This is a genomic window from Roseivirga sp. AWQ4_251, from assembly GCF_056158225.1.
Genome location: NZ_JBSWSW010000001.1, coordinates 192,131 through 215,843, shown reverse-complemented (window position 1 = coordinate 215,843; position 23,713 = coordinate 192,131). Strand labels below are relative to the sequence as shown.

At 39.8% G+C, this 23,713-nt stretch carries 38 protein-coding genes; 3 read left to right on the top strand and 35 right to left on the bottom strand.

Translation table 11 applies throughout. The features are described 5' to 3' along the window. Nucleotides 1–71 precede the first annotated feature (71 nt). Nucleotides 72–560, top strand: coding sequence for a DUF1036 domain-containing protein (locus ACXACJ_RS01095; protein WP_475132411.1), 489 nt, complete (start codon nucleotides 72–74; stop codon nucleotides 558–560). Nucleotides 561–562: 2 nt separating this feature from the next. Here ACXACJ_RS01095 and ACXACJ_RS01090 read toward each other — a convergent pair whose 3' ends face one another. From ACXACJ_RS01090 to ACXACJ_RS01080, 3 genes are read right to left on the bottom strand one after another with little or no spacing between them, the layout of a single operon-like run. After that, entirely contained in the window at nucleotides 563–1,366 is an 804-nt protein-coding gene (locus ACXACJ_RS01090; RefSeq protein ID WP_475132410.1) for an ABC transporter substrate-binding protein, read from the bottom strand. A gap of 18 nt (nucleotides 1,367–1,384) precedes the next feature. After that, complete coding sequence (locus ACXACJ_RS01085) at nucleotides 1,385–2,455, bottom strand: M42 family metallopeptidase (RefSeq protein WP_475132409.1); 1,071 nt, start codon at nucleotides 2,453–2,455, stop codon at nucleotides 1,385–1,387. Between the two features lie 42 nt (nucleotides 2,456–2,497). Then, a complete protein-coding gene (locus ACXACJ_RS01080) occupies nucleotides 2,498–4,075 on the bottom strand; it encodes an acyl-CoA carboxylase subunit beta (protein WP_475132408.1) in 1,578 nt (525 codons plus the stop codon). A 135-nt stretch (nucleotides 4,076–4,210) separates the two neighbouring features. Between ACXACJ_RS01080 and ACXACJ_RS01075 the strand changes: the two genes are divergently transcribed. Together ACXACJ_RS01075 and ACXACJ_RS01070 are read left to right on the top strand one after the other, a co-directional pair. Continuing rightward, nucleotides 4,211–5,170 carry a Ppx/GppA phosphatase family protein gene (locus ACXACJ_RS01075; RefSeq protein WP_475132407.1) on the top strand — a complete coding sequence of 320 codons (960 nt, stop codon included), beginning with the start codon at nucleotides 4,211–4,213 and terminating at the stop codon, nucleotides 5,168–5,170. 11 nt (nucleotides 5,171–5,181) lie between these two features. Beyond that, entirely contained in the window at nucleotides 5,182–6,255 is a 1,074-nt protein-coding gene (locus ACXACJ_RS01070) for an Ldh family oxidoreductase (RefSeq protein WP_475132406.1), read from the top strand. On the opposite strand, the gene ACXACJ_RS01065 is transcribed toward ACXACJ_RS01070, so the two are convergent. From ACXACJ_RS01065 to rplW, 32 genes are all read right to left on the bottom strand, one after another. Then, nucleotides 6,252–6,836 (bottom strand): hypothetical protein, encoded by a 585-nt coding sequence (locus ACXACJ_RS01065; protein ID WP_475132405.1) that lies wholly within the window; start codon nucleotides 6,834–6,836, stop codon nucleotides 6,252–6,254. The two genes, ACXACJ_RS01070 and ACXACJ_RS01065, sit on opposite strands and share 4 nt — an antisense overlap. A gap of 61 nt (nucleotides 6,837–6,897) precedes the next feature. Beyond that, nucleotides 6,898–7,212, bottom strand: a complete 315-nt coding sequence (locus ACXACJ_RS01060; RefSeq protein ID WP_475132404.1) for an FtsB family cell division protein — start codon at nucleotides 7,210–7,212, stop codon at nucleotides 6,898–6,900. 123 nt (nucleotides 7,213–7,335) lie between these two features. Further along, the gene (locus ACXACJ_RS01055) at nucleotides 7,336–7,917 is read right to left on the bottom strand and encodes a hypothetical protein (protein ID WP_475132403.1); all 582 of its coding nucleotides are present in this window, start codon (nucleotides 7,915–7,917) and stop codon (nucleotides 7,336–7,338) included. A 141-nt stretch (nucleotides 7,918–8,058) separates the two neighbouring features. Then, on the bottom strand, nucleotides 8,059–9,348 hold the full coding sequence (eno, locus tag ACXACJ_RS01050; RefSeq protein ID WP_475132402.1) for a phosphopyruvate hydratase: 1,290 nt from the start codon (nucleotides 9,346–9,348) through the stop codon (nucleotides 8,059–8,061). Between the two features lie 5 nt (nucleotides 9,349–9,353). After that, a complete protein-coding gene (gene carA, locus ACXACJ_RS01045) occupies nucleotides 9,354–10,466 on the bottom strand; it encodes a glutamine-hydrolyzing carbamoyl-phosphate synthase small subunit (protein ID WP_475132401.1) in 1,113 nt (370 codons plus the stop codon). 113 nt (nucleotides 10,467–10,579) lie between these two features. Next, entirely contained in the window at nucleotides 10,580–11,164 is a 585-nt protein-coding gene (gene rplQ / locus ACXACJ_RS01040) for a 50S ribosomal protein L17 (RefSeq protein WP_475132400.1), read from the bottom strand. A gap of 5 nt (nucleotides 11,165–11,169) precedes the next feature. Next, a complete protein-coding gene (locus ACXACJ_RS01035) occupies nucleotides 11,170–12,159 on the bottom strand; it encodes a DNA-directed RNA polymerase subunit alpha (protein WP_475132399.1) in 990 nt (329 codons plus the stop codon). Nucleotides 12,160–12,190: 31 nt separating this feature from the next. Continuing rightward, entirely contained in the window at nucleotides 12,191–12,796 is a 606-nt protein-coding gene (gene rpsD / locus ACXACJ_RS01030) for a 30S ribosomal protein S4 (RefSeq protein ID WP_475132398.1), read from the bottom strand. Between the two features lie 20 nt (nucleotides 12,797–12,816). Beyond that, nucleotides 12,817–13,209: a 30S ribosomal protein S11 gene (rpsK, locus tag ACXACJ_RS01025; protein WP_475132397.1), complete on the bottom strand. Its 393-nt coding sequence runs from the start codon at nucleotides 13,207–13,209 to the stop codon at nucleotides 12,817–12,819. 39 nt (nucleotides 13,210–13,248) lie between these two features. Next, the gene (rpsM, locus tag ACXACJ_RS01020) at nucleotides 13,249–13,626 is read right to left on the bottom strand and encodes a 30S ribosomal protein S13 (protein WP_475132396.1); all 378 of its coding nucleotides are present in this window, start codon (nucleotides 13,624–13,626) and stop codon (nucleotides 13,249–13,251) included. A 2-nt stretch (nucleotides 13,627–13,628) separates the two neighbouring features. Then, the gene (gene ykgO, locus ACXACJ_RS01015) at nucleotides 13,629–13,745 is read right to left on the bottom strand and encodes a type B 50S ribosomal protein L36 (RefSeq protein WP_028981563.1); all 117 of its coding nucleotides are present in this window, start codon (nucleotides 13,743–13,745) and stop codon (nucleotides 13,629–13,631) included. Nucleotides 13,746–13,751: 6 nt separating this feature from the next. Next, on the bottom strand, nucleotides 13,752–13,970 hold the full coding sequence (gene infA, locus ACXACJ_RS01010) for a translation initiation factor IF-1 (RefSeq protein WP_339606415.1): 219 nt from the start codon (nucleotides 13,968–13,970) through the stop codon (nucleotides 13,752–13,754). Between the two features lies 1 nt (nucleotide 13,971). Continuing rightward, nucleotides 13,972–14,745 (bottom strand): type I methionyl aminopeptidase, encoded by a 774-nt coding sequence (gene map, locus ACXACJ_RS01005; protein WP_475132395.1) that lies wholly within the window; start codon nucleotides 14,743–14,745, stop codon nucleotides 13,972–13,974. Between the two features lies 1 nt (nucleotide 14,746). Then, entirely contained in the window at nucleotides 14,747–16,066 is a 1,320-nt protein-coding gene (gene secY, locus ACXACJ_RS01000) for a preprotein translocase subunit SecY (protein WP_475132394.1), read from the bottom strand. Nucleotides 16,067–16,070: 4 nt separating this feature from the next. Further along, nucleotides 16,071–16,517, bottom strand: a complete 447-nt coding sequence (rplO, locus tag ACXACJ_RS00995; RefSeq protein WP_475132393.1) for a 50S ribosomal protein L15 — start codon at nucleotides 16,515–16,517, stop codon at nucleotides 16,071–16,073. 1 nt (nucleotide 16,518) lies between these two features. Further along, a complete protein-coding gene (gene rpmD / locus ACXACJ_RS00990) occupies nucleotides 16,519–16,698 on the bottom strand; it encodes a 50S ribosomal protein L30 (RefSeq protein WP_475132392.1) in 180 nt (59 codons plus the stop codon). 5 nt (nucleotides 16,699–16,703) lie between these two features. Beyond that, nucleotides 16,704–17,222: a 30S ribosomal protein S5 gene (gene rpsE, locus ACXACJ_RS00985; RefSeq protein WP_475132391.1), complete on the bottom strand. Its 519-nt coding sequence runs from the start codon at nucleotides 17,220–17,222 to the stop codon at nucleotides 16,704–16,706. 5 nt (nucleotides 17,223–17,227) lie between these two features. Beyond that, a complete protein-coding gene (gene rplR / locus ACXACJ_RS00980) occupies nucleotides 17,228–17,572 on the bottom strand; it encodes a 50S ribosomal protein L18 (protein ID WP_475132390.1) in 345 nt (114 codons plus the stop codon). A gap of 8 nt (nucleotides 17,573–17,580) precedes the next feature. Beyond that, nucleotides 17,581–18,135 carry a 50S ribosomal protein L6 gene (gene rplF / locus ACXACJ_RS00975; RefSeq protein WP_475132389.1) on the bottom strand — a complete coding sequence of 185 codons (555 nt, stop codon included), beginning with the start codon at nucleotides 18,133–18,135 and terminating at the stop codon, nucleotides 17,581–17,583. 12 nt (nucleotides 18,136–18,147) lie between these two features. Then, nucleotides 18,148–18,543: a 30S ribosomal protein S8 gene (gene rpsH, locus ACXACJ_RS00970; RefSeq protein ID WP_475132388.1), complete on the bottom strand. Its 396-nt coding sequence runs from the start codon at nucleotides 18,541–18,543 to the stop codon at nucleotides 18,148–18,150. 154 nt (nucleotides 18,544–18,697) lie between these two features. Continuing rightward, on the bottom strand, nucleotides 18,698–18,967 hold the full coding sequence (gene rpsN, locus ACXACJ_RS00965; protein ID WP_475132387.1) for a 30S ribosomal protein S14: 270 nt from the start codon (nucleotides 18,965–18,967) through the stop codon (nucleotides 18,698–18,700). Nucleotides 18,968–18,973: 6 nt separating this feature from the next. Next, nucleotides 18,974–19,528 carry a 50S ribosomal protein L5 gene (gene rplE, locus ACXACJ_RS00960; protein WP_475132386.1) on the bottom strand — a complete coding sequence of 185 codons (555 nt, stop codon included), beginning with the start codon at nucleotides 19,526–19,528 and terminating at the stop codon, nucleotides 18,974–18,976. Between the two features lie 5 nt (nucleotides 19,529–19,533). Then, complete coding sequence (rplX, locus tag ACXACJ_RS00955; RefSeq protein ID WP_475132385.1) at nucleotides 19,534–19,866, bottom strand: 50S ribosomal protein L24; 333 nt, start codon at nucleotides 19,864–19,866, stop codon at nucleotides 19,534–19,536. Between the two features lie 3 nt (nucleotides 19,867–19,869). Next, entirely contained in the window at nucleotides 19,870–20,238 is a 369-nt protein-coding gene (rplN, locus tag ACXACJ_RS00950) for a 50S ribosomal protein L14 (RefSeq protein WP_475132384.1), read from the bottom strand. A 2-nt stretch (nucleotides 20,239–20,240) separates the two neighbouring features. Beyond that, nucleotides 20,241–20,498 carry a 30S ribosomal protein S17 gene (gene rpsQ, locus ACXACJ_RS00945; RefSeq protein WP_475132383.1) on the bottom strand — a complete coding sequence of 86 codons (258 nt, stop codon included), beginning with the start codon at nucleotides 20,496–20,498 and terminating at the stop codon, nucleotides 20,241–20,243. A gap of 7 nt (nucleotides 20,499–20,505) precedes the next feature. Further along, nucleotides 20,506–20,700, bottom strand: coding sequence for a 50S ribosomal protein L29 (rpmC, locus tag ACXACJ_RS00940; RefSeq protein ID WP_475132382.1), 195 nt, complete (start codon nucleotides 20,698–20,700; stop codon nucleotides 20,506–20,508). Nucleotides 20,701–20,702: 2 nt separating this feature from the next. Further along, on the bottom strand, nucleotides 20,703–21,122 hold the full coding sequence (gene rplP / locus ACXACJ_RS00935; protein WP_475132381.1) for a 50S ribosomal protein L16: 420 nt from the start codon (nucleotides 21,120–21,122) through the stop codon (nucleotides 20,703–20,705). A 27-nt stretch (nucleotides 21,123–21,149) separates the two neighbouring features. After that, nucleotides 21,150–21,896: a 30S ribosomal protein S3 gene (gene rpsC, locus ACXACJ_RS00930; RefSeq protein ID WP_475132380.1), complete on the bottom strand. Its 747-nt coding sequence runs from the start codon at nucleotides 21,894–21,896 to the stop codon at nucleotides 21,150–21,152. 5 nt (nucleotides 21,897–21,901) lie between these two features. After that, a complete protein-coding gene (gene rplV, locus ACXACJ_RS00925; protein ID WP_475132379.1) occupies nucleotides 21,902–22,300 on the bottom strand; it encodes a 50S ribosomal protein L22 in 399 nt (132 codons plus the stop codon). Next, complete coding sequence (gene rpsS / locus ACXACJ_RS00920; RefSeq protein ID WP_475132378.1) at nucleotides 22,300–22,578, bottom strand: 30S ribosomal protein S19; 279 nt, start codon at nucleotides 22,576–22,578, stop codon at nucleotides 22,300–22,302. The genes rplV and rpsS overlap by 1 nt, the downstream gene beginning before the upstream one ends. A gap of 3 nt (nucleotides 22,579–22,581) precedes the next feature. Further along, on the bottom strand, nucleotides 22,582–23,412 hold the full coding sequence (gene rplB / locus ACXACJ_RS00915; protein WP_475132377.1) for a 50S ribosomal protein L2: 831 nt from the start codon (nucleotides 23,410–23,412) through the stop codon (nucleotides 22,582–22,584). 10 nt (nucleotides 23,413–23,422) lie between these two features. Continuing rightward, nucleotides 23,423–23,710: a 50S ribosomal protein L23 gene (gene rplW / locus ACXACJ_RS00910; RefSeq protein ID WP_475132376.1), complete on the bottom strand. Its 288-nt coding sequence runs from the start codon at nucleotides 23,708–23,710 to the stop codon at nucleotides 23,423–23,425. Nucleotides 23,711–23,713 lie beyond the last annotated feature (3 nt).

Sequence of the window (23,713 nt, the reverse complement as noted above, 5' to 3'; positions counted from 1 at the left end):
ATCATTTTATGAATATATGTTGACTTTTTCATAACAAGTCAACATATTGACTTACGTTTCACCTAAACAATATGAAGAGCCTCAGCCTTTCAGTGCTCGTTTTATATACGAGCCTTGTCGGCTTTTTCGGTGTCCCTGACAGCGAGAAACTGACTTCTCCCAATATTCCATTCACGGAGTTTTCTTCTCCTGTGGATTCTTATTCTGAACACGTTTTTTCAGAAGATTCCACCCATAAAAAAGCTTACAACATTTATTTTGAAAATCGATCTGTGGAGAAAATCCAAGTAGCCATTCGATATAAAGAATACAGCGGCAAATGGATTACAGATGGTTTTGAAACCTTAGAGCCTGGACAAAAGAAATTCATGGGCCGCAGCGATGAGCAAACCTACTTTTTCTACGCCAGTACGAATAAAAGAATCAAAAAAAGAGAATGGAAAGGGAAGTATAAATTTGCCCTAAACGAAAGTTCACGCAATAAAGTGGGCTTCGTGAAACAAGATATTTGGGAGTGTTACGATACAAACTCGTGCAACGCTTTCGCTGTGTTTAAGTAACCTCAAGTATGGGAGATTGCTGGGATCTCCCCTTTTTTCAATGCCTTGAAATATCCAGCCGCTTTTAGTAGCCTGCTACCATACCAGCTAAAAATCTCTCCATCCACCAAACGGATATGCGCTTTTGGCAAAACCTTCTTTATTTCATCAATATGCTTGGCTTTGAAAGGATATGGCTCAGAAGAAAGCAAAACAGCTTCTGGATTGAGCTTCTCCAGTTTCTCCAAAGTTAATTCGGGGTATCTATCTTCTGAAATCACATTTTGAAAACCAGCAAGGTTCATCATTTCATGAATAAAAGTTTGCTGGCCTGCTGCCATATAGGGTTTTCTCCAAATTAGATACACAGCAGATTTGAGTTCCTGCTTCTTCAAGCCTTTAAGCTGAAATTCAATTTCGGATACAATGTCCGTAGCTCTTTCTGAAGCTCCCGTGATCTCCCCTACCGACTTCATCATTTGAAATGCATCTTCCAAAGTGAGGATATCGCTCATCCAAACAGGATACTTTTCGGCTAATGCTTCAATTCCTTCTTGGTAATTCTCTTCCTTATTCCCAATAATCAAATCGGGTTCTAATTCAGAAATAACATCAAGCTTAAATTGCTTTGTTCCGCCAATAATGGCCTTCTCCTTTCTCCAATTTTCCGGGTGAACGCAAAACTTTGTAACTCCAATTACACGGTCTCCCAGACCTAAATCGTACAAAAGTTCTGTTTGGGAAGGTACCAGTGAAACGATTCGTTGAGGCATTTCTGGTACCTCAACGAATCTGCCCATTTGGTCTTGAACAATGCTTTTAGACATTAGGCAACTGGTTTTTGATTATTTTAAGTAGCTGAAATCATGATCAGCATCAAGCTGAATCACAAACTGATACATCAGTTCAATTACTTTTTCGATATCCGATTCATGGGCCGTTTCAACGGTAGTATGCATATACTTTAAAGCCAACGAAATCAAAGCAGAAGGCACTCCTTCGTTTGAATAAGCAAAAGCATCTGTATCGGTTCCTGTAGAGCGAGAGCTTGCATGACGCTGGAATTCAATATTATTCTTCTCAGCAACCTCGATCAGCATTTTCAACACATTATTGTGCACCGCTGGCCCATATGCCAAAACGGGCCCTAAGCCACACTTCTGATCACCTTGCAATTGCTTATCATACATGGGTGAAGCCGTATCGTGGCAAACATCAGTAATAATCGCAACGTCAGGTTTAATTCTGGCTGCAATCATTTCCGCACCGCGCAAACCGATCTCTTCTTGAACCGCATTAACAACATAAAGCCCGAAAGGCAACTTAATGCCATTTTCATGAATTCTTCTGGCCACTTCGGCAATCATGAAACCACCAATTCGATTGTCTAGCGCTCTACCTGTCCAGTATTTGTTATTCAGCTTGAAAACTTCATCATCGAAAGTGATCACGGTTCCAACATGAATCCCCATTTTTAGCACTTCATCTTTAGAAGAAGCCCCAACATCGATAAAGATGTTTTTAAGAGAAGGCGATTTTTCTGACTCCTTATCTCTGACGTGAATAGCTGGCCAACCAAATACTCCTTTTACAACACCTTTTTCAGTATGAATATTTACACGCTTAGAAGGTGCAATTTGATGATCGGAACCACCGTTTCGAACCACGTAGATATAGCCACTATCATCAATGTAATTTACAAACCAGCTAATTTCATCGGCATGCGCTTCGATTACCACCTTGTAAGGCGCGTCTGGGTTTATTACCCCTACGGCCGTTCCGTATTTATCGGTAAAATAACTATCGGTGAATGGCTTTATGTAATCCAACCAAATCTGCTGTCCTGAAGACTCAAAACCGGTTGGAGAAGCGTTATTCAAATATTTGACTAAGAACTCTTGACTTTTTTCGTTCATATATTTCTGTATTAATTCTTGAGCTTAATGACTGGAAAATACTTACAACGGAATATTTCCGTGTTTCTTTTTCGGCAAAGTAGCCACCTTGTTTTCCAACATCCTAAAGGCTCTGATAAGTTTCTTTCTAGTGTCTTGAGGTAAAATTACTTCATCCACATAACCTCTTCTTGCAGCACGGTATGGATTTGCGAATTTCTCGGTGTACTCGTCCACTTTCTCCTGAAGCTTAGCTTCTGGATCTTCTGCATTTTTAATTTCCTTCTTGAAAATAATCTCAGCGGCACCTTTGGCTCCCATAACTGCAATTTCCGCAGAAGGCCAAGCGTAGTTCATGTCTGCTCCAATATGTTTGGAGTTCATTACATCGTAGGCACCTCCATAGGCCTTTCTAGTAATCACCGTAATTCTCGGAACGGTAGCCTCCGAAAAAGCGTAAAGCAATTTAGCTCCATTGGTAATAATGGCATTCCATTCCTGATCAGTACCCGGCAAGAACCCTGGTACATCTTCCAAAACAAGCAATGGCACATTGAAGCTATCGCAAAAACGCACAAAACGAGCACCTTTCACACTCGCATCAATATCTAAAACACCTGCTAAAGAAGCCGGCTGATTTCCTACAATCCCAATGCTTCTACCTCCAATTCTGGCAAAGCCCACAACAATATTCTCAGCATAATTTTTATGAACTTCGAAGAACGAATCTTCATCAACTAAACCATCAATCACCTCGCGCATATCATAAGGTTGATTAGGGTTATCTGGAATGATATCGTTCAATTTAGCTCTAATCTCATCATCAGAAGTGTATTCATACACTGGTGCATCTTCTTCGCAGTTTTGCGGAATGTAAGAGAGAAGCTGCTTGATATCGTTGATACATTGTACCTCATTGGCAGAAGCAAAATGAGTTACTCCACTTTTTGTACTATGCGTGCTGGCTCCACCAAGTTCTTCAGAAGTCACCTCTTCTTGCGTTACTGTTTTCACCACATTAGGCCCAGTCACAAACATGTAAGAAGTGTTTTCTACCATAAAGATGAAGTCGGTAATGGCAGGAGAATAAACCGCTCCTCCAGCACATGGCCCCATAATGGCAGAAATTTGTGGCACCACTCCCGAAGCCAAAGTATTGCGATAGAAGATATCGGCATAACCGCCTAAAGAAACTACACCTTCTTGAATTCTAGCTCCGCCAGAATCGTTCAAACCGATTACTGGAGCGCCATTTTTCATGGCCAAATCCATGATTTTGACGATTTTCTCCGCGTGAGTTTCAGAAAGAGAACCTCCGAAAACGGTGAAATCTTGAGAGTAAACATAAACCAATCTTCCGCTGATGGTTCCGTAGCCTGTCACAACGCCATCTCCTAAATAGATTTCGTTTTCCAAGCCAAAATCTGTAGCTCTATGTTCTACAAACTTGCCTATTTCTTCAAAGCTTCCTTCATCTAAAAGAAGTTCTAGCCTCTCTCTCGCGGTTAACTTTCCTCTTTTGTGTTGAGCCTCTATTCGGGACTTTCCTCCTCCGAGAAGTGCCTCTTCATTCTTCCTATTAAGAAGTTCAATTTTTTCAGCCTTGCTAGAAAGCTTTTGAGAAGTGGAATTTTCAGCCATAGATGTGTGTTTTTATAGTGGTCAAAGATATAGAGGCCTTGACAAAAAAAGAACTGAATACGGGGCTAATACCGCAGGCTCAACTATTTATAATTAGTTAGAATCCTGTATATTCGCCCAAATTACAAAGGAGGCATGAAAGAACGAATTGCTGTAATTGACTTGGGTACCAACACCTTCCACTTATTTATTGTGGAAGCAAACCAAGGCGTTCTTAAAACCCTTTACAAAGAAAAAATCGCGGTAAAAATCGGTAAGAATGGCATTAGCAAAGGTGTGATTTCTGCCGAAGCGAAAAAAAGAGCCATCCATACCTTAGAGATTTTCAAGTCTATTCTCACTCAATTTGAAGTAGAAAAAGTTAAGGGTGTAGCCACAAGCGCTATCCGATCTGCAAAAAATGGAAGAGAATTATTGGACGAAGTTTTTGAAAAAACGGGAATCGAAATTGAGATTATCAGTGGAGATAAGGAAGCTGAATTAATTTTCAACGGTGTAAAAGCAGCCATGAAACTTCCCGAAGCACCTCAATTGGTAATGGATATTGGTGGTGGAAGTGTAGAATTTATCATTGGTAATTCTGAGGAAATTTTATGGAAGCAAAGCTTCGAAATTGGCGCTCAGCGATTATTGGATAAGTTTCACCACATCGACCCTATGCCTACGGAAAACATAAGGGAGATGAACGAATGGTTGAAAACTTCATTAGCTGATCTTTTATCAGCCATTCAAAAATACAAACCTAAAGGCCTAATTGGCTGTTCTGGCACTTTCGATACCCTTACCGAAATATATTTACACGAAAATAATTTAGAAAGAGATCCTTCCGCCTTAGTTCATTTGCTGCCTGCTGACGCTAATCTGGGTATTCACGAAGAACTAATTACGAAAAACAAGCAACAGAGGCTTCAAATACCGGGCATGGTAACCATGCGAGTAGATATGATTGTGGTAGCGAGTTGTTTAATCCAATTTGTATTGCAACACGTAAAAACGAACCATATCACGGCTTGCGCTTATGCCCTAAAAGAAGGTTTACTCTACAGCTCTTTCAAAGAAATACTTATTCCGGAAGAAATTTCTTCCAACTCATAACCTCATCCTTTATGTCAAATTATTCCTATCAGGAGTTATTTCAGTTTGCCAATTCAGTTTTCAAAAAAATGGGCTGCCCAGAAAATGAAGCGGAACAGGCCACCACTACTTTACTTTCTGCCGACTTAAGAGGCATTGACTCTCACGGTGTTGCCAGGCTGGTGGGGTATGTAAGGCTTTGGGAAAAGGGAAGAATCAATGCTACTCCGGAAATAAAAATAGTTCACGAAACCCCGAGCACAGCAGTTATTGATGGCGATGCAGGTTTGGGGTTAGTAGTAGCTCCTTTTGCCATGAAAGTAGCCATGGAAAAAGCTGAGAATGTCGGTACAGGATGGGTTTCAGTTAAAAACTCTAACCATTATGGCATTGCTGGCTTTCATTCCATGATGGCTTTGGAAAAAGATATGATTGGCATTTCAATGACCAACGCCAGCCCTCTGGTTTCTCCTACTTTTTCTAAAGAAAGATTGTTAGGAACAAACCCCATTGCGGTTGCCATTCCAGCGGACAAGGAACCTCCTTTTGTGGGCGATTTTGCCACCACCACTGCAGCTAATGGAAAATTGGAAATTCTTCAAAGAAAAGGAGAGCCAGTACCTTTGGGCTGGGTTCAAAATAAAGAAGGTGAAGAAACCACAGACGCGTTTGGCGTAAAAGAAGGAGGAGCGCTTAGACCTTTAGGCGGAAGTAGAATTCATGGCAGCCACAAAGGCTATATTCTCGGTTCCGTAGTAGACATTTTCTCTGCTGTACTTTCTGGAGCCAATTACGGCCCATGGGCGCCTCCATTTGTAAGCTTTATGGATCCGGTTAGCGATCCTGTTGGTGAAGGTTTGGGGCATTTCTTTGGTGCTATGCGAGTTGATGCTTTCAGGCCAGCTGATGAATTCAAACAGCATATGGACACATGGATTCAACGTTTCAGAAATTCCAATCCTATTGATCAATCCCAACCTGTTTTGATTCCTGGTGACCCAGAAAGGCAAATGGAGAAGGAGAGGATGGAATCCGGAATTCCATTGTTAGCGCCAGTGGTGAAGGATTTGAAAGGCTTGGCAGAAAAGTTTGACTTGAATTTCTAGAGTGTAAACCCGCCCCTAATCACTAACGGACTGTTGTATGGCGACTTAATATCATCATACAACAGATTGTAGAGTACGGTAATGTTTATACCACCTCGTCCAAAAATCGGCTGAAATACACCTGCACCAATAAACAAGCTTGGCACCCATTCTTGATCGGTATAATTATAATCGGGGGCTTGTAACACGTTTACATTCAAAGCTTCAAATTCTAAATGCGCGAAGTAATTTTCAAAAACGTTATGACGAAGAAAAGTCCTGCCTCCGTATACACTGCTGTTTACCTTAAATGTATTTCCCGAAGGATAAAGCTCATATTCACGAGACAAATACATGTAGGTGGCTCCTAACCCCACAGAAAAATCATTGGTAACCATATAACCAGCTAAGGGAGAAACATCGATATAGGTGAAATTTCTAGAAATAGAGAAGGAGAAGTTGCCTCCAAAATACATTCTATCTTTCAAACTCTTCTCGTCAGTACTTTCTGCATTCTGTGAATCCTTCTCTTCATAGTATACCTGAGCGTCAACCATTTGAATTGAAGCGATCAAAAATGCTGTGAGCCATATTTTTTTCATAAACCCTATAACGCAAAAGTCCTCTTTCGAGGACTTAAAATTGAAATTATTTTTCTTGGTTTTATTCTTCTACAATTACGAATAAATCTTCCGAAGGCTTCTTCATCAAATATTTTTCCCTGGCAAACTTTTCAAGCAACTCTTGATTGGTTGTCAACTCTTCCTTATTCTGAAGAACCTCAACTTTCTTTTCGATATAATACTCCTTTTGTTTTTCTAAACTACTGAGTTTAGAAGCGAGCCTAATTTGACTGATAAAATCATTTGAATCGACAAACAGCATCCAAATCAAAAAGAAACAGCCAAAAACGAAGTAGAAGTTTCTAGCAAAACGAGGCACCTTTGGCAAAGCTTTCATATTACAAAAGTAACTCATTTTTCTGCATAAAATCAAAATCAGCCTTTATCCGCATATTTAGAATATCGTTTCACACAAAAAAGGAGAGTCAAATTATCGACTCCCCCTTTCACTCACCTCTACTTTAAACACCAGATATTTTTAGTTGTTTGGCGCACCAGCATCAACCCAAGCAACAATAGTTGCAATTTGGTTACTACTCAAAGCTGTAGAACCAGATGGCGGCATGGTTTGAGCGGCAACCCTAGTTTTGATTGATTGTGCTCTAGCTTGCACATCGGAATATCCAGTAATGGCAAACGGAGCAGAACCACCATTCACATGACAACCGGAAGTTGCACAGCGGGTCTCCATAATGGGCATTACATCATTGGCAAATGAAGGTGTGGTTTGAGCTCCGCCATCTTCTGAAATTGTCAAACTGAGAGTTGCGGTACAGCCTTCGCTATCTTTAGCTGTGATGGTATAATTACCGGCTGCAAGGCTTGAGAACGATCCCGAAGCTTGAAAAGAACCACTGCCTATTTTGAATTGCATTCCACCATTTCCTCCAGAAGCAGTTACCGTTACGCTTCCATCTGACTGTCCATTAGAAGCATTTTGTTGGCTGCTGATGGAAATGGTGATGGTTTTTGCACACGGATCAGGTGTTGGGTCTTCTCCATCTCCACAAGAAGAAATCACAAGAGCCAGGATCAAATTAAAGTAAAGCCATTTTTTCATAAGTATCATGTTTAAGATTAATGCTGAGCACACAAACTCTCATTCCCTTACATCAATACTTACACCTTTTGCAAATGGCTGCGTGGGCATAAAAAAAAGCCCAACTCAAAGAGCTGGGCTTCCATTAAAATATTGTTTCGCTTAATAAGCTTTTCTGAAATTCTTACCAGGAAATTTAGCCACTTCAGCCAATTGTTCTTCAATACGAAGCAATTGGTTGTATTTAGCCATTCTATCCGATCTACTTGCAGAACCAGTTTTAATTTGACCAGTATTTAATGCTACCGCTAAATCAGCGATAGTATTATCTTCAGTTTCACCAGATCTGTGAGACATTACTGCAGTATAGCCATTTCTGTTAGCTAAGCTTACCGCTGCAATAGTTTCTGTTAAAGTACCAATTTGGTTTACTTTAATAAGAATTGAGTTGGCAATACCATTGTCAATTCCTCTTTGAAGACGCGTTACGTTAGTTACGAAAAGGTCATCACCAACAAGCTGAACTTTATCTCCGATCTTCTCAGTCAAAGCTTTCCAGCCTTCCCAATCGTCTTCGAACATTCCGTCTTCGATTGACCAGATTGGATATTTCTCTGCCAAAGAAGCCAAGTAATCAGCCATTTCTACTGGAGTCATTTTTTTACCAGTTGAATCTTTGAAGTAGTAAACTTTTTCGTCTTCTAAGTAGAATTCTGAAGAAGCTACATCAAGGGCATAAACGAAGTCTTCGCCAACCTTATAACCTGCATTTTCAACAGCTTCAGAAATCACTTGAAGTGCCTCATCGTCTGAACCTAAGTTTGGAGCGAAACCACCTTCATCGCCTACGTTTGTTGCCAAACCGCGAGAAGAAAGCACTTTTTTCAAGTGATGGAATACTTCAGCACCCATTCTGATCGCTTCTGAGAATGAAGAAGCACCTACAGGCATGATCATAAATTCTTGGAAGTCGATAGAGTTATCGGCATGAGAACCTCCGTTGATAATGTTCATCATAGGAACAGGAAGTGTATTAGCGCTAACTCCACCAATATATCTATACAAAGGCAAGCCTAGTTCTGCAGCAGCAGCCTTAGCTACCGCTAAAGAAACACCCAAAATAGCGTTTGCACCCAATTTACTCTTATTCTCAGTTCCGTCTAGCTCGATCATAATCTTGTCGATCAAGTTTTGTTCGAAAACTGGGAAACCAATAAGTTCAGCGGCCAGAATATCGTTTACGTTTTCTATGGCTTTGGTTACTCCTTTACCTAGATATTTACTTTTATCTCCATCTCTCAATTCAACGGCCTCGTGTGCACCTGTAGAAGCACCTGACGGCACTGCAGCTCTACCCATTACTCCGTTTTCAGTAATTACATCTACCTCGATGGTAGGGTTTCCTCGTGAATCGAGGATTTGTCTGGCATGAATACTTTCAATTAAACTCATAGGTTTTATGATTTGAATAAGTTGATAAATTGATCGAACAAATAACGCGAATCATGTGGGCCTGGAGAAGACTCTGGATGATATTGTACGGAAAACGTTTTCTTACCCTTTATTTGGATTCCAGCGCAGGTTTCGTCATTCAAATTGATGTGCGTAAGCTCTACCAAATCAGATTTTTCTACCTCTTCTCTACTCACAGAAAAACCATGGTTTTGAGAAGTAACTTCGCTCTTGCCAGACACTAAATTTTTCACAGGGTGATTAAGTCCTCTGTGGCCATTGTGCATTTTAAAAGTTGAAATACCGTTGGCCAAAGCTATAATTTGGTGACCAAGGCAAATTCCGAATAAAGGCTTATCTACCGCAATGATTTCTTTAGCAGTTTGAATCGCATATTCCATTGCTGAAGGATCACCAGGTCCGTTAGACAAAAAGTATCCATCAGGATTCCAAGCTTCCATTTCGGCAAATGAAGTTTTAGCGTTGAAAACCTTTAGGTAAGTACCTCTGCTTGCCAAATGATTCAAGATGCTGGTTTTTACGCCAAGGTCGAGAACAGCAACTTTGTAAGGAGCATTTTCATCTCCAACAAAGTAAGGCTCCTTTGTACTCACAAATGAAGAAAGTTCAAGGCCATTCATCGAAGGTATTTCAGCTAACTTTCTCCCTAATTCCTCATCAGAGATATCTTCTGAACAAATAATTGCGTTCATAGCTCCTTTGCTTCTGATGTGGCGCACCAACAATCGCGTATCTAAATCCGAAATACCTACAATGTTATTTGCATCCAAATAATCTTGAAGTGAGCCATTGGCCGTTTTTCTACTGAAATCTTTAGAGAAATCATTTACTACCAATCCTCTGATTTTTGGTTTGTCAGATTCCTGCTCATCATCTTCTACTCCATAGTTTCCGATGTGCGATGTAGTGTTCACCACAATTTGACCGTAGTATGAAGGATCTGTATAAATCTCTTGATACCCCGTCATTCCGGTATTGAAGCAGATTTCTCCGCCTGCAATTCCAATTTTACCAATGGCGGTTCCCTCAAAACGAGAACCATCTTCTAGCAATAAAACCGCTTTTCCTTTGTTTGTGATATTATAATTTGTCGACATATCTATAGTTTGGCGAGGCTCATTTTCGGTTGAGCCGTACAAAATTACACAAAAAAGGGATTGAACAAATTGCCCAATCCCTTATGCTATATTTCTAAGAAAGTTGAATGTTATCAGTCTTTCTTTTCATCTTCTTTTGCTTCGTCAGCTGAAGCTTCTGGAGCCTCATCTGTTTTTGCTGCAACTTCTTCTTCAGTAGCTTCAACAGTTTCTACAACCTCTGCTTTTGGTGCTTCTTCAACTGCCACTTCAGCCTGAGCTTCTGTAGCTTTCTTACCACCTCTTCTGCTTCTTCTGCTAGAAGATTTCTTAGCAGGAGCAGCTTCTTGAAGCAACAATTCGTTGTAGTCTACCAATTCGATGATACACATATCGGCGTTATCTCCTAGTCTGTTTCCAGTTTTGATAATTCTGGTGTATCCGCCTGGTCTGTCAGCAACCTTCTCAGCAATTTCTCCAAAAAGAGTTGTTACTGATTCCTTATTCTGAAGATAAGAGAACACTATCCTTCTAGAGTGAGTTGTGTCATTCTTAGCTTTAGTAATCAAAGGCTCAACATATTTTCTAAGCTCCTTTGCTTTCGCTACAGTAGTTGATATTCTCTTATGTGCGATCAAAGAAGAAGCCATGTTAGAAAGCATTGCTTTTCTATGCGATGCTGTTCTACTCAAGTGATTAAATTTCTTCCCGTGTCTCATCTTACTTATTCCTCATCAAGTTTATACTTAGATAAGTCCATACCAAAAGTAAGGTTCTTATCTGCTATCAATTGCTCTAATTCAGCCAATGACTTCTTACCAAAGTTTCTGAACTTCATCATGTCAGAAATCTCAAGTTTAGCCAAATCTCCCAAAGTTCTTACATCTGCAGCTTTCAAGCAGTTATAAGCTCTTACAGAAAGATCAAGATCGTTCAATTGAGTTTTCAACAACTTGCGCATGTGAAGCATCTCTTCGTCTACTTGCTCTGGCTCATCCAATGATCCTGTTTCCAAAATCATGTTTTGGTCAGAGAATAGCATGAAGTGTTGAATTAGAATGTGAGCGGCACCCTTCAATGCATTTTCAGGGTGGATTGATCCATCAGTTTGGATATCCAATACCAACATTTCATAGTCAGTCTTCTGCTCAACCCTTGTGTTCTCTACGCTAAATTTAACGTTCTTGATTGGTGTGTAAATAGCGTCAATCGGAATGTAACCGAATACTTGCTCAGAAGGTCTATTTTCTTCAGCAGGAACGTATCCTCTACCTTTATCGATTGAAAGTTCTATTTCAAATTTCACGTCAGTATCCAAGTGGCATACCACTTCTTCAGGATTAAGGATTTCGAAAGCACTGGTGAATTTTCCAATATCACCAGCGGCAAACTTATCCTGACCTTCAATAACTACAGTGATTTTATTATCAACAGTATCTGAAATCTTCTTGAAACGAACCTTTTTAAGGTTAAGAATGATTTCCGCCACGTCTTCAACAACACCCTCAATCGTTGAAAATTCATGCAGTACACCTGGAATTTTAATACCAGTGATGGCATAACCTTCTAATGAAGAAAGAAGGATCCTTCTTAATGCATTACCGATTGTAACCCCGTATCCTTTTTCAAGTGGTTTAAATGTAAACAGACCGTGAAAGTCGTCTGCCTTCTCCATCACCACTTTCTCTGGGATCTGAAATGCGAGTATTGACATATGATTAGATCGTTTTAAGTTATTAAATTGATTATTTAGAGTAAAGCTCGACAATAAGCTGCTCCTTGATATTCTCAGGAATTTCGTCCCTTACTGGAAGGGCGATCAGCTTACCGTTCATATCAGCTTTGTTCCACTCTAACCATGGATACTTTTGAGCTGAATTTGAAGCCAAACTCTCAGTGATAGCTTCTAGCGACTTAGATTTTTCTCTAACGCCTACAACATCACCAGGTTGCAAAGTGTATGATGGAATGTTTACCAATTCACCATTCACTGTTATATGTTTGTGAGAAACAAGTTGTCTAGCTGCTCTACGGGTTGGGGCAATTCCCATTCTGTAAACAGTATTATCTAAACGAGCTTCTAACAATTGAAGCAGGATTTCACCTGTAATACCAGATTTTCTTTGAGCTTTGTCGAAGATGTTAGCGAACTGACGCTCCAATACACCGTAAGTGTATTTAGCTTTTTGCTTCTCCATTAACTGGATTGCATATTCAGATTGCTTTCTTCTTCTACCTCTACCGTGTTGTCCAGGAGGGTAGCTCTTTTTCTGCAATGCCTTACTATGACCAAAAATAGGGTCATTGAATCTTCTCGCAATTTTGGCCTTAGGACCTGTATATCTTGCCATTACTTCTAAAATTCTAAGGATTAAACTCTTCTACGTTTTGGAGGACGACATCCGTTGTGAGGTAGCGGAGTAACATCTTTAATAATGGTTACTTCAATACCCGTGTTCTGGATCGTTCTGATAGCAAACTCTCTACCTGAACCTGGACCTTTAACAAATACCTCAACTTTTCTCAAACCCAAGTCGTAGGCAGTTTGAGCGCAATTTTGAGCAGCCATTTGAGCGGCATAAGGAGTGTTCTTTTTAGAACCTTTGAAACCCATTTTACCAGCAGACGCCCAAGAAATCACCTGACCCTGTTGGTTGGTGATAGAGATGATGATGTTATTGAAAGAAGCCTTGATATGGGCTTGTCCAATAGCATCAACCTGAACTACTCTCTTCTTAGCTTTATCTTTTCTTTTTTGAGCCATTCTTCAAATATTTTCAGACCTGAAGGCCGTTAATTCTTATTACTTAGTTGCTTTTTTCTTGTTAGCAACTGTCTTTCTCTTACCTTTTCGGGTACGTGAGTTGTTCTTAGTGTGCTGACCACGTACAGGAAGACCTTTTCTGTGTCTCAATCCTCTGTAGCAACCGATATCCATCAAACGCTTGATGCTCATCTGTACTTCAGACTTCAATACACCCTCTACTTTGAACTCTTCACTGATGATAGTACGGATAGCTTTTTGCTCTTCATCGTCCAAATCACCAATTTTCTTGTTCACATCGATTCCAGCCTTTCCTAAAATGTAGTTGGCGGAACTACGACCAATTCCGAAAATATAGGTCAAACCAATTTCAGACCTTTTGTGATCCGGAATATCTACTCCTGAAATTCTAGCCATAATTATCCTTGTCTTTGTTTGAATCTAGGATTCTTTTTGTTTATCACGTATAATTTCCCTTTCCTACGGATTACCTTACAATCAGCACTGCGCTTCTTGATAGATGCTTTCACTTTCATGATTCCTTATTTATATCTGTAAGTAATTCTTGCTTTGGTTAGGTCATAAGGAGACATTTCCATCTTTACCTTATCACCTGGCAAAATCCTGATATAGTGCATTCGCATTTTACCAGAGATGTGTGCCGTAACTGTATGCCCATTATCAAGCTCCACTCTAAACATTGCATTTGGCAATGCCTCTAGAATAGTTCCATCTTGCTCAATAGATCCTTGTTTTGCCATACTAAAATTTATATACTTCTTCTATGTATTTATGAGTTGTTAAAACCTCTGTTCTGTCTTTATAAATAGCCACCGTATGCTCAAAGTGTGCAGATGGTTTTCTATCCTTTGTTCTGATAGTCCATCCATCATTTTCTTGCACTATGTTTCTAGCTCCCAAATTAACCATGGGCTCTATGGCTATTACCAAACCTTCTTGAAGTTTCACACCTCTACCACGCTTTCCATAATTTGGAACTTCTGGTGACTCATGTAGATTTCTTCCTAAACCGTGTCCTACAAGTTCTCTAACTACTGTGTAGCCTAGATCTTCCACGTATTTCTGAATAGAAAAACCTACATCGCCCATTCGAGCTCCATGTTTGGCGTGTTCAATACCTACATACAACAACTCTTTCGTTGCTTTAAGAAGTGATAATGTCTCTGGGGAAACTTCTCCTACGGGGTAAGTGTAAGCGGAATCGCTGTGAAAACCTTTGTAGAAGACTCCACAATCTATAGAGATTATATCACCGTCTTTCAATTCATATTCACTCGGAAAACCGTGAACTACATTTTCATTCACAGAAATACAGAGTGTATAAGGAAATCCATTGTAACCTTTAAATGATGCTTTAGCGTTATGATCGAGAATAAACTCTTCTGCGATCTTGTCTAGTGCTTTGGTTGTTACACCAACTTTAACTGCTTTAGCAACTTCTCCATGAGCCCTACCTAATAAATCGGCACTCTCGCGGATACACTGAATTTCCTCTTCAGTTTTGTAATTTATCATATTAAGCAACAGCTACATTCTGAGAGCGGCCACGCATCTTGCCTGACTTCATCATTCCTTCGTAGTGTCGCATCAACAAATAACTTTCTATTTGTTGTAAAGTATCTAAAATAACTCCAACCATAATCAATAGAGATGTTCCGCCATAGAAATAGGCAAACTGATCTCCAACTCCAGCACTTCTTGCAAAAGTAGGAAGTACTGCGATTAGTGCCAAAAATACAGCACCTGGAAGAGTGATTCTATCTAAAACATTTCCAATGAACTCAGAAGTTGGTTTTCCTGGTTTTACACCTGGAATAAATCCACCACTTCTTTTTAAATCATCAGCCATGTTTGATGGGTTAACTGTAATTGCAGTATAGAAGAAGGTAAAAGCAATAATCATAATTGCAAATACCAAATTGTACTGCCAGCTATATGGATTGCTAAACGCTACGGTTACGCTTTGAGCCAAATCAAACTCTTCTCTCCAAATACCACCAATCAAAGTTGGTAAGATCATCAAAGCTTGAGCAAAGATAATTGGCATTACACCTGAAGCATTAACCTTTAAAGGAATAAACTGACGTTGACCTCCATATACTTTTCCTCCAACTACTTGCTTAGCATATTGAACTGGAATTCTTCTTGTGGCTTGTACCAAAGCAACGGTAACCAACACAACAAAGAACAATATGATAATTTCAACTACGCTGAATAGCGCTTTTGCTAAACCATTGTTTTCAACAAACTCATACCAAGCAGCTCCTGGAAGACTAGAAATAATACCGATCATGATCAGCATTGAAATTCCATTTCCAATACCCTTGTCAGTAATTTTCTCACCTAACCACATACAGAACATTGTTCCAGCAGTAAGTAAGATCATTGAACTAACTGTAAAAAGCGTACTGTTAATCATTATGGCCTCTGAAGGAATAGTCACTTTTAAGTAACCGATACTTTGTGCCAAAGTCACCAAAATGGTAAGTACACGTGTAATTTGATTCAATTTCTTTCTACCAGATTCTCCTTCCTTTTGCATTTTTTGGAAGCTAGGAACGGCTACTGTCATCAATTGAATTACAATTGAAGCAGAGATATAAGGCATAATACCTAAACCGAAAACTGATGCTCTGCTGAAAGAACCTCCTAGGAGGGTGTTAAGAATTCCCAAAATTCCCCCATCTGTTTCTACTAATTGAGTAGGATCAACACCTGGAAGAACAACAAAGGAGCCAAGTCTGAAAATGACAAGGAATCCCAGCGTAGCTAGGATTCTATTTCTTAACTCCTCAATAGAGAATATATTCTTTATGGTAGTTATGAATTTTTTCATCGGATTAAAGCTTTGTAACAGTACCGCCTGCTTTTTCAATAGCCGCTACTGCGGATGCAGAAAATTTGTGGGCCGTTACATCAACTTTAGAAGTTAAAGCACCTCTACCTAAGATTTTCACTAAGTCATTCTTCTGAGCCATACCGTTGTCAATCAATACTTGAGTATCAATTACTTCAACGCCAAGCTTTTCAGCTAACTCTTGTACAGCATCAAGGTTAATAGCCTTGTACTCTACTCTGTTAGGATTAGTGAAACCGAACTTAGGTACACGTCTCTGTAAAGGCATCTGTCCACCTTCGAAACCCTCTTTACGAGAGTAACCAGATCTAGACTTAGCTCCTTTATGACCTCTGGTAGAAGTTCCGCCTTTTCCAGAACCAGTTCCTCTACCTATTCTTTTACTATTCTTTGTAGAACCTTCAGCAGGTTTTAAAGTATTCAATTTCATCTTACAGCTCCTTTACAGATACTAAATGATTTACTTTATTGATCATTCCAGCAATAGAAGGAGTAAGTTCTACTTCTACAGTTCTGTTGATCTTACCAAGGCCTAATGCTTGGATAGTTCGCTTTTGTCTTTCAGGTCTGTCGATTGTACTCTTAACCTGTGTAATTTGAACCTTTGCCATTCTTATTACCCGTTAAAAACTTTAGACAATTCAATTCCTCTTTGCTCAGCCACAGTGTAAGCATCTCTCATACTCAATAACGCATCGAAAGTTGCCTTTACTACGTTGTGAGGGTTAGAAGATCCTTTAGACTTAGCAAGTACGTTGTGGATACCAGCGCTTTCAAACACTGCACGCATCGCACCACCAGCAATTACTCCGGTACCTTCAGCTGCAGGTTTCACCAAAACGAAACCACCACCAAATTTACCAAGTGACTCGTGAGGAACTGTACCCTTAAGTACAGGAACTTTCACAAGATTCTTTTTAGCATCATCTATACCTTTAGTAATTGCATCAGTTACCTCATTGGCTTTACCCAAACCGTAACCTACAACACCATTTCCGTCACCAACTACTACGATAGCTGAGAAGCTGAATCTTCTACCACCTTTAACTACTTTAGCCACACGCTTGATTGCAACTACCTTTTCTTTAAGGTCAATCTCGCTTGCTTTTACTGCTTTTATATTCTTTTGTGACATCTTGATTAAAATTTAAGACCGCCTTCTCTAGCTCCGTCTGCCAATGCTTTCACTTTACCATGGTATACATAACCATTTCTATCGAAAACCACTTCGGTTATACCTTCAGCGATTGCTTTTTCAGCCAATTTTTTACCTACCTCTTTAGAAAGGTCGATGTTCGTATTCTTCTTGTCAGATAGTTCTACTGAGGAAGCTGAAACTATTGTATGTCCTTTCAAATCATCAATGATCTGAGCTGAGATACGGGTATTGCTTTTGAAAACCGAAATTCTTGGTCTTTCAGCAGTTCCAGAAATTTTATTTCTGATACCTCTTTTAATTCTAAGTCTACTCTTACTAATAGCCATGATTCCTCTTATTTAGAAGCAGTTTTACCAGCTTTTCTTCTGATTTGCTCACCAACAAACTTAATACCTTTACCTTTGTAAGGCTCAGTTTTTCTAAGTGATCTAATCTTAGCTGCTACCTGACCGATTAATTCTTTGTCAATTCCTTCAAGTGTCACAGTTGGGTTTTTACCTTTCAACATTTCAGCTGTTGCAGTAATTTCTGCAGGAACTGCTAAATAAATGTTGTGAGAATACCCAAGGTTAAGCTCAAGCACGTTGTCAGCAACTGCCGCTTTATAACCTACCCCTACAAGTTCAAGATTCTTCTTGTAACCTTCACTAACCCCCACAACCATGTTGCTGATTAATGAACGATACAAACCGTGTAGTGATTTGTGTCTTTTTTGATCAGTAGGTCTTTCTACTAATACAACACCATCTTCAACGGTCACTTTCATGTCAGGATTTACTGCCTGCTTCAGTTCTCCCTTAGGCCCTTTAACAATAACCACATTATCAGCAGTTACGTCTACAGACACACCTTGAGGAAGATCAACTGGTTTCTTACCAATTCGTGACATTTCTCTCTTATTCTAGTATACGTGACACAAAATTTCACCACCGATATGGAGATTACGTGCCTCCTTGTCGGTCATAATTCCTTTTGATGTAGAAATAATTGCAATACCCAAGCCATTCAAAACTCTTGGCAATTCTTCTGCACCAGCATATTTCCTTAAACCTGGTTTACTAATTCTAACCAGTTTTTCGATTGCTGCTTTTCTTGTAGCTCTGTTGTATTTCAAAGCTATTTTGATATTGCCCTGAGGACCATCTTCTTCGAATCTATAATTCAAGATGTAACCCTTATCGTGCAATACCTTAGTGATTTCCTTCTTCAAGTTAGAAGCAGGAATGTCTACTACTCTGTGATTCGCTTTGATTGCGTTTCGTAGTCGAGTTAAGTAATCTGCTATTGGATCAGTCATTTTTATAAATTTAATGCGACAAGATTAAGTGCCGCGTTTTCCATTCTGGCGATATCACCCAGAAATGGCAGTATCATTTAAAATCAAATACCTTCCGACCTGGAATCGGCCTGCAAAGGTATTGAAAATTTTTAATTAGTAAAAGAAAAAGTAATTACCAGCTTGCTTTTGTTACTCCTGGTATTTTACCGGCAGAAGCCATCTCTCTGAAAGTAACACGAGAAATACCGAATTTTCTCATATAACCTTTAGGACGACCAGTAAGCTTACATCTGTTGTGAAGACGAACTGGAGAAGAATTTCTTGGCAATGCGTCAAGACCTTCCCAATCACCTTCTGCCTTCAAAGCAGCTCTTTTAGCAGCATACTTAGCAACAAGACGTTCTCTTTTTCTTTCTCTAGCTTTTATAGATTCTCTAGCCATAATATCTTATTTTTTAGCAGACGCGAAAGGCATTCCAAATGCTTTCAATAGCTCGTATGCTTCTTCGTCAGAGTTTGCAGTAGTTACAAAAGTGATATCCATACCAGTGATTTTATTCACTTTATCGATAGATATTTCAGGAAAAATAATTTGCTCTTTGATACCCAAAGTATAGTTACCACGGCCATCAAAACCTTTATCCTTCACACCTCTGAAGTCACGTACCCTTGGAAGAGCAATGTTCAAAAGTCTGTCTAAGAATTCGTACATTTTTTCACCACGAAGCGTTACTCTAGCACCGATTGGCATTCCTTCTCTAAGTTTGAAGTTAGAGATAGAATTTTTTGCCTTGGTAGGTACCGCCTTCTGACCAGTGATTGTAGTTAATTCTTCTACTCCTACGTCAACTAATTTTTTATCTGCTACAGCAGCTCCAATACCCTTGTTTACTACAATTTTTGTAACCTTAGGCACTTGCATTACTGAAGTGTACTCGAACTTCTTCTGAAGAGCAGGTACAATATCGTTGATATAACTATCTTTTAATCTCGGATTAGCCATTTCAATTAGTTTGACTTAGTCTTAAAATACCTTTCTAACTTACCCTCGCTGTTCAATTTTCTTCCTGTTCTAGCAAATTCTCCTGAAGCAGGATCCTTTACCATTAGGTTAGAAATATGAATTGAAGCCTCGGTTTTCTCAATGCCACCGTTAGGATTAGAAGCTGAAGGTTTGATGTGTTTAGAAACGATGTTCACACCTTCAACGATTGCTCTTTGCTTAGCAGCAAACACCTCTAGTACTTTACCTTCTTTACCCTTAGAGTTTCCAGAAAGTACCTTTACGGTATCACCTTTTCTTATGTGCAACTTCTGTTGCTTGTTACTCTTTCTTTCCATTGCTTACAATACTTCTGGGGCCAATGAAACAATTTTCATGAATTGCTTTTCACGCAACTCTCTAGCCACAGGACCAAACATACGAGTACCTCTTGGCTCGTCATTGTTGTTCAACAATACTGCAGCGTTATCTTCAAATCTGATATAAGAACCATCTTTTCTTCTAACAGCTTTCTTGGTTCTTACAATTACTGCTTTTGAAACAGTACCTTTTTTCAAATTGCTTGAAGAGTGGGCAGATTTAACGGAGACCACAATTTTATCACCAACAGTAGCAAATTTCTTCTTTGTACCGCCCAATACACGGATACAAAGAACCTCTTTCGCGCCACTGTTATCTGCAACATTCAATCTTGATTCTTGCCTGATCATGATTACTTAGCTCTTTCAATAATTTCAACTAATCTCCAACGCTTATTCTTACTCAGCGGACGAGTCTCCATGATTTTTACAGTATCACCGATACCGCAATCATTATTTTCGTCATGAGCAGAAAATTTGGTAGTTTTCTTAACAAACTTACCATAGATCGGGTGCTTCTCTTTTCGTTGAACAGCAACAGTGATGGTTTTTTCCATTTTATTGCTGGTAACGATCCCGATTCTTTCTTTTCTAAGATTTCTGGTCTCCATGCGTATCTTAATTTGCGAGTTCTTTGGCTCTCAACTCAGTTTTCAATCTTGCGAGTGTTTTTCTTGCCTCTCTGATTTTCATCGGATTCTCGATTGGAGAAATCGCCTGAGCGAATTTCAGTTTACCAAGGTTGTCCTGCTCGGCTTTGATCTTTTCTGCTAATTCCTCAACAGAAAGTCCTTTGATCTCTGAATTTTTCATAACTATCCAACGTAATCTCTACGTACAACAAACTTTGTAGAAATTGGAAGCTTTTGAGCAGCCAATCTCAACGATTCTTTTGCCAATTCTTGGCTAACTCCAGCGGATTCAAAAAGGATTGTTCCTGGCTTGATGGTAGCTACCCAATATGAAGGAGCTCCCTTACCTTTACCCATCCTTACCTCTGCAGGCTTACTTGTAATTGGTTTGTCCGGAAAAATTCTGATCCAAACCTGACCTTCCCTTTTCATAGCTCTGGTCATCGCGATACGAGCAGCCTCAATCTGACGGGCTGTAATCCAACCCGGCTCTAATGCTTTTATACCAAATGTTCCAAAAGCCAAACTGTGACCACGACCCGCAAGTCCCTTCACACGGCCTTTTTGCATTTTTCTAAACTTGGTTCTCTTTGGTTGTAACATCGTTCTAAACTTTTACGAGTGATGTGATTAACGTCTTCTTCCGGCTGGTGCGCCACCTCTGTTGCCACCTTGTCTTCGGTTACGTCCTCCAGAGTTGTTACCTCCTCTTTCTGACTGACCACCTCCTATGTTAGGAGAAAGGTCTCTTTTACCGAATACTTCACCTTTGAAAATCCATACCTTGATACCGATTTTTCCATAAACAGTGTCTGCCTCAGAAATAGCGTAATCAATATCCGCTCTTAGGGTGTGCAAAGGAATTCTACCCTCCTTGTACATTTCAGTTCTAGCCATCTCGGCTCCACCCAAACGTCCAGAACATTTTACTTTGATACCTTGAGCTCCTACTCTCATAGCTGAAGCGATTGCTTGCTTCATTGCTCTTCTGTAAGAAATTCTGGCTGCCAATTGCTGAGCTATTGATTCACCTACTAGTTTGGCATCAAGTTCAGGTCTTTTTATTTCGAAAATATTGATCTGAACATCTTTACCAGTAAGCTTTTTCAGCTCTTCTTTGATTCGATCCACTTCTTGACCACCCTTACCGATTACAACGCCTGGACGGGCAGTGTGAACTGTAATAGTGATTCTTTTGAGGGTTCTTTCAATAATGATTTTGGAAATACCACCTTTTGGAATACGGGCATTAACATACTTTCTGATCTCCTGATCTTCAACCAGTTTATTAGAAAAGTCTTTGCCACCGTACCAGTTGGAATCCCAACCTCTTACGATACCCAATCTGAGACCTACAGGATTTACTTTTTGTCCCATCTGTATTAATTATCAGTTTCGTTAGTAACTACTTCCTCATCAGCGGTAACGCTCGCTTGCTGATTCTTAGAATCAACAATGATGGTTACGTGATTGGATCTTTTTCTTATTCTGTGTGCTCTTCCTTGAGGAGCTGGTCTCAGCCTCTTAAGGATTCTGCCGCCATCAACTCTGATTTCTTTGATATAAAGATCTGCATCTTCTAATCTCTCATCTTCGTTTTTAGCAATCCAGTTTGAAATAGCAGATCTCAAAAGTTTTTCAAGACGTGCTGCACCTTCTTTAGGTTCAAACTTTAGAAGGTTAAGTGCGTTATCTACACGCTGGCCTCTGATTAGGTCAGCTACCATTCTCATTTTACGAGGAGACGTAGGTACGTTATTAAGTTTAGCTACTGCTTCCATTATCTCTTACCTTTATCTTTTTTAGCAATGTGACCACGGAAATTTCTTGTTGGTGCGAATTCACCAAGTTTATGACCTACCATGTTTTCAGTTACAAACACAGGGATAAACTTATTTCCGTTGTGAACAGCGAAGGTGTGCCCAATAAAATCTGGGGCAATCATTGATCTTCTGGACCAAGTCTTAATTACAGACTTTTTGCCAGATTCCTCCATAGCTACTACTTTATTAGCTAATCGGAAGTCGATATAAGGTCCTTTTTTTAGCGAACGTGCCATGTCTTATTTCTTCTTTTTACCAATGATCAAACGATTCGAATACTTCTTAGGAGTTCTGGTTTTTTGACCTTTAGCCTTAATACCATTCCTCGATCTTGGGTGACCTCCGGTAGCTCTACCTTCACCACCACCCATTGGGTGATCAACTGGGTTCATTACTACACCTCTTACTCTTGGTCTTCTACCTAACCATCTGTTTCTACCAGCTTTACCTAGCACTACGTTCATGTGCTCAGCGTTACCAACAGAACCGATAGTAGCGATACAAGCTGAAAGTACGTTTCTCATTTCGCCTGAAGGCAATTTCAAAGTAGCATACTTACCTTCACGTGCTACGATTTGAGCATATGATCCAGCACTTCTCGCCATTGCAGCTCCTTTACCAGGCTTCAACTCGATGTTGTGGATGATAGTACCCATAGGAATCTTAGACAATGGAAGTGCATTTCCTACTTCAGGAGCTACACCTTCGCCTGAGATTACTTGCTGGCCAACTTCCAAACCTTTTGGAGCAATGATATATCTCTTTTCTCCATCAGCGTAATACAACAAGGCAATTCTTGCTGAACGTGTTGGATCGTATTCAACTGATTTTACAGTAGCAGGGATGTCGAACTTCTCTCTTTTGAAGTCAACGATTCTGATTTTTTGTTTGTGACCACCACCTAAGTAGCGCATGGTCATCTTACCCGTATTATTACGACCTCCGGATCTTTTTGAAGGAACGGTCAATGATTTTTCTGGAGTACTTTTCTTAACAGTAACGTCAGCAAAATCAGGAGCCATTCTGAATCTGGTTCCCGGGGTCATTGGTCTAAACTTCTTAACGCCCATTTTTCTTTATTTAAATGCCGCTATAAAAATCAATAATATCTCCTTCAGCAACCGTTACAATTGCCTTCTTGAAAGAGCTGGTACTTCCCTGAACCACGCGCGACTTAGTGTAACGCGATTTGGTTTTACCACTGTATCTCATTGTGTTCACGTCTTCAACCGTAACACCATACATTTGCTCAACAGCCTTCTTGATTTCTACTTTGTTGGCTTTGTTGTCTACAATAAATCCGTACTTGCCTTTTTCGTTCAAGGCTGATACTTTCTCTGTAACTAATGGTTTCTTTAGAATGCTCATCAC

What these genes read in the sequence shown, in the direction of transcription:
- ACXACJ_RS01060 (WP_475132404.1), bottom strand. Translation starts at nt 7,212, where the DNA reads ATGAGTTACTTTTGTAATATGAAAGCTTTGCCAAAGGTGCCTCGTTTT.
- rplE (WP_475132386.1), bottom strand. Translation starts at nt 19,528, where the DNA reads ATGGCTAATCCGAGATTAAAAGATAGTTATATCAACGATATTGTACCT.
- secY (WP_475132394.1), bottom strand. Translation starts at nt 16,066, where the DNA reads ATGAAAAAATTCATAACTACCATAAAGAATATATTCTCTATTGAGGAG.
- ACXACJ_RS01085 (WP_475132409.1), bottom strand. Translation starts at nt 2,455, where the DNA reads ATGAACGAAAAAAGTCAAGAGTTCTTAGTCAAATATTTGAATAACGCT.
- rpsK (WP_475132397.1), bottom strand. Translation starts at nt 13,209, where the DNA reads ATGGCTCAAAAAAGAAAAGATAAAGCTAAGAAGAGAGTAGTTCAGGTT.
- rplV (WP_475132379.1), bottom strand. Translation starts at nt 22,300, where the DNA reads ATGGAAGCAGTAGCTAAACTTAATAACGTACCTACGTCTCCTCGTAAA.
- eno (WP_475132402.1), bottom strand. Translation starts at nt 9,348, where the DNA reads ATGAGTTTAATTGAAAGTATTCATGCCAGACAAATCCTCGATTCACGA.
- rpsC (WP_475132380.1), bottom strand. Translation starts at nt 21,896, where the DNA reads ATGGGACAAAAAGTAAATCCTGTAGGTCTCAGATTGGGTATCGTAAGA.
- rpsE (WP_475132391.1), bottom strand. Translation starts at nt 17,222, where the DNA reads ATGTCACAAAAGAATATAAAAGCAGTAAAAGCAAGCGAGATTGACCTT.
- rpsM (WP_475132396.1), bottom strand. Translation starts at nt 13,626, where the DNA reads ATGGCTAGAATTTCAGGAGTAGATATTCCGGATCACAAAAGGTCTGAA.
- rplF (WP_475132389.1), bottom strand. Translation starts at nt 18,135, where the DNA reads ATGTCACGAATTGGTAAGAAACCAGTTGATCTTCCTCAAGGTGTGTCT.
- rpmD (WP_475132392.1), bottom strand. Translation starts at nt 16,698, where the DNA reads ATGGCAAAGGTTCAAATTACACAGGTTAAGAGTACAATCGACAGACCT.
- ACXACJ_RS01065 (WP_475132405.1), bottom strand. Translation starts at nt 6,836, where the DNA reads ATGAAAAAAATATGGCTCACAGCATTTTTGATCGCTTCAATTCAAATG.
- rplB (WP_475132377.1), bottom strand. Translation starts at nt 23,412, where the DNA reads ATGGGCGTTAAGAAGTTTAGACCAATGACCCCGGGAACCAGATTCAGA.
- rpsS (WP_475132378.1), bottom strand. Translation starts at nt 22,578, where the DNA reads ATGGCACGTTCGCTAAAAAAAGGACCTTATATCGACTTCCGATTAGCT.
- rplQ (WP_475132400.1), bottom strand. Translation starts at nt 11,164, where the DNA reads ATGAGACACGGGAAGAAATTTAATCACTTGAGTAGAACAGCATCGCAT.
- rplX (WP_475132385.1), bottom strand. Translation starts at nt 19,866, where the DNA reads ATGGAAAGAAAGAGTAACAAGCAACAGAAGTTGCACATAAGAAAAGGT.
- ACXACJ_RS01095 (WP_475132411.1), top strand. Translation starts at nt 72, where the DNA reads ATGAAGAGCCTCAGCCTTTCAGTGCTCGTTTTATATACGAGCCTTGTC.
- rpsH (WP_475132388.1), bottom strand. Translation starts at nt 18,543, where the DNA reads ATGACTGATCCAATAGCAGATTACTTAACTCGACTACGAAACGCAATC.
- ykgO (WP_028981563.1), bottom strand. Translation starts at nt 13,745, where the DNA reads ATGAAAGTGAAAGCATCTATCAAGAAGCGCAGTGCTGATTGTAAGGTA.
- ACXACJ_RS01075 (WP_475132407.1), top strand. Translation starts at nt 4,211, where the DNA reads ATGAAAGAACGAATTGCTGTAATTGACTTGGGTACCAACACCTTCCAC.
- carA (WP_475132401.1), bottom strand. Translation starts at nt 10,466, where the DNA reads ATGTCGACAAATTATAATATCACAAACAAAGGAAAAGCGGTTTTATTG.
- ACXACJ_RS01090 (WP_475132410.1), bottom strand. Translation starts at nt 1,366, where the DNA reads ATGTCTAAAAGCATTGTTCAAGACCAAATGGGCAGATTCGTTGAGGTA.
- rplN (WP_475132384.1), bottom strand. Translation starts at nt 20,238, where the DNA reads ATGATCAGGCAAGAATCAAGATTGAATGTTGCAGATAACAGTGGCGCG.
- ACXACJ_RS01080 (WP_475132408.1), bottom strand. Translation starts at nt 4,075, where the DNA reads ATGGCTGAAAATTCCACTTCTCAAAAGCTTTCTAGCAAGGCTGAAAAA.
- ACXACJ_RS01035 (WP_475132399.1), bottom strand. Translation starts at nt 12,159, where the DNA reads ATGTCAATACTCGCATTTCAGATCCCAGAGAAAGTGGTGATGGAGAAG.
- ACXACJ_RS01070 (WP_475132406.1), top strand. Translation starts at nt 5,182, where the DNA reads ATGTCAAATTATTCCTATCAGGAGTTATTTCAGTTTGCCAATTCAGTT.
- rpsQ (WP_475132383.1), bottom strand. Translation starts at nt 20,498, where the DNA reads ATGGAGACCAGAAATCTTAGAAAAGAAAGAATCGGGATCGTTACCAGC.
- rplO (WP_475132393.1), bottom strand. Translation starts at nt 16,517, where the DNA reads ATGAAATTGAATACTTTAAAACCTGCTGAAGGTTCTACAAAGAATAGT.
- infA (WP_339606415.1), bottom strand. Translation starts at nt 13,970, where the DNA reads ATGGCAAAACAAGGATCTATTGAGCAAGATGGAACTATTCTAGAGGCA.
- ACXACJ_RS01055 (WP_475132403.1), bottom strand. Translation starts at nt 7,917, where the DNA reads ATGAAAAAATGGCTTTACTTTAATTTGATCCTGGCTCTTGTGATTTCT.
- rpmC (WP_475132382.1), bottom strand. Translation starts at nt 20,700, where the DNA reads ATGAAAAATTCAGAGATCAAAGGACTTTCTGTTGAGGAATTAGCAGAA.
- rplP (WP_475132381.1), bottom strand. Translation starts at nt 21,122, where the DNA reads ATGTTACAACCAAAGAGAACCAAGTTTAGAAAAATGCAAAAAGGCCGT.
- rplW (WP_475132376.1), bottom strand. Translation starts at nt 23,710, where the DNA reads ATGAGCATTCTAAAGAAACCATTAGTTACAGAGAAAGTATCAGCCTTG.
- rpsN (WP_475132387.1), bottom strand. Translation starts at nt 18,967, where the DNA reads ATGGCTAGAGAATCTATAAAAGCTAGAGAAAGAAAAAGAGAACGTCTT.
- rpsD (WP_475132398.1), bottom strand. Translation starts at nt 12,796, where the DNA reads ATGGCAAGATATACAGGTCCTAAGGCCAAAATTGCGAGAAGATTCAAT.
- map (WP_475132395.1), bottom strand. Translation starts at nt 14,745, where the DNA reads ATGATAAATTACAAAACTGAAGAGGAAATTCAGTGTATCCGCGAGAGT.
- rplR (WP_475132390.1), bottom strand. Translation starts at nt 17,572, where the DNA reads ATGGCTATTAGTAAGAGTAGACTTAGAATTAAAAGAGGTATCAGAAAT.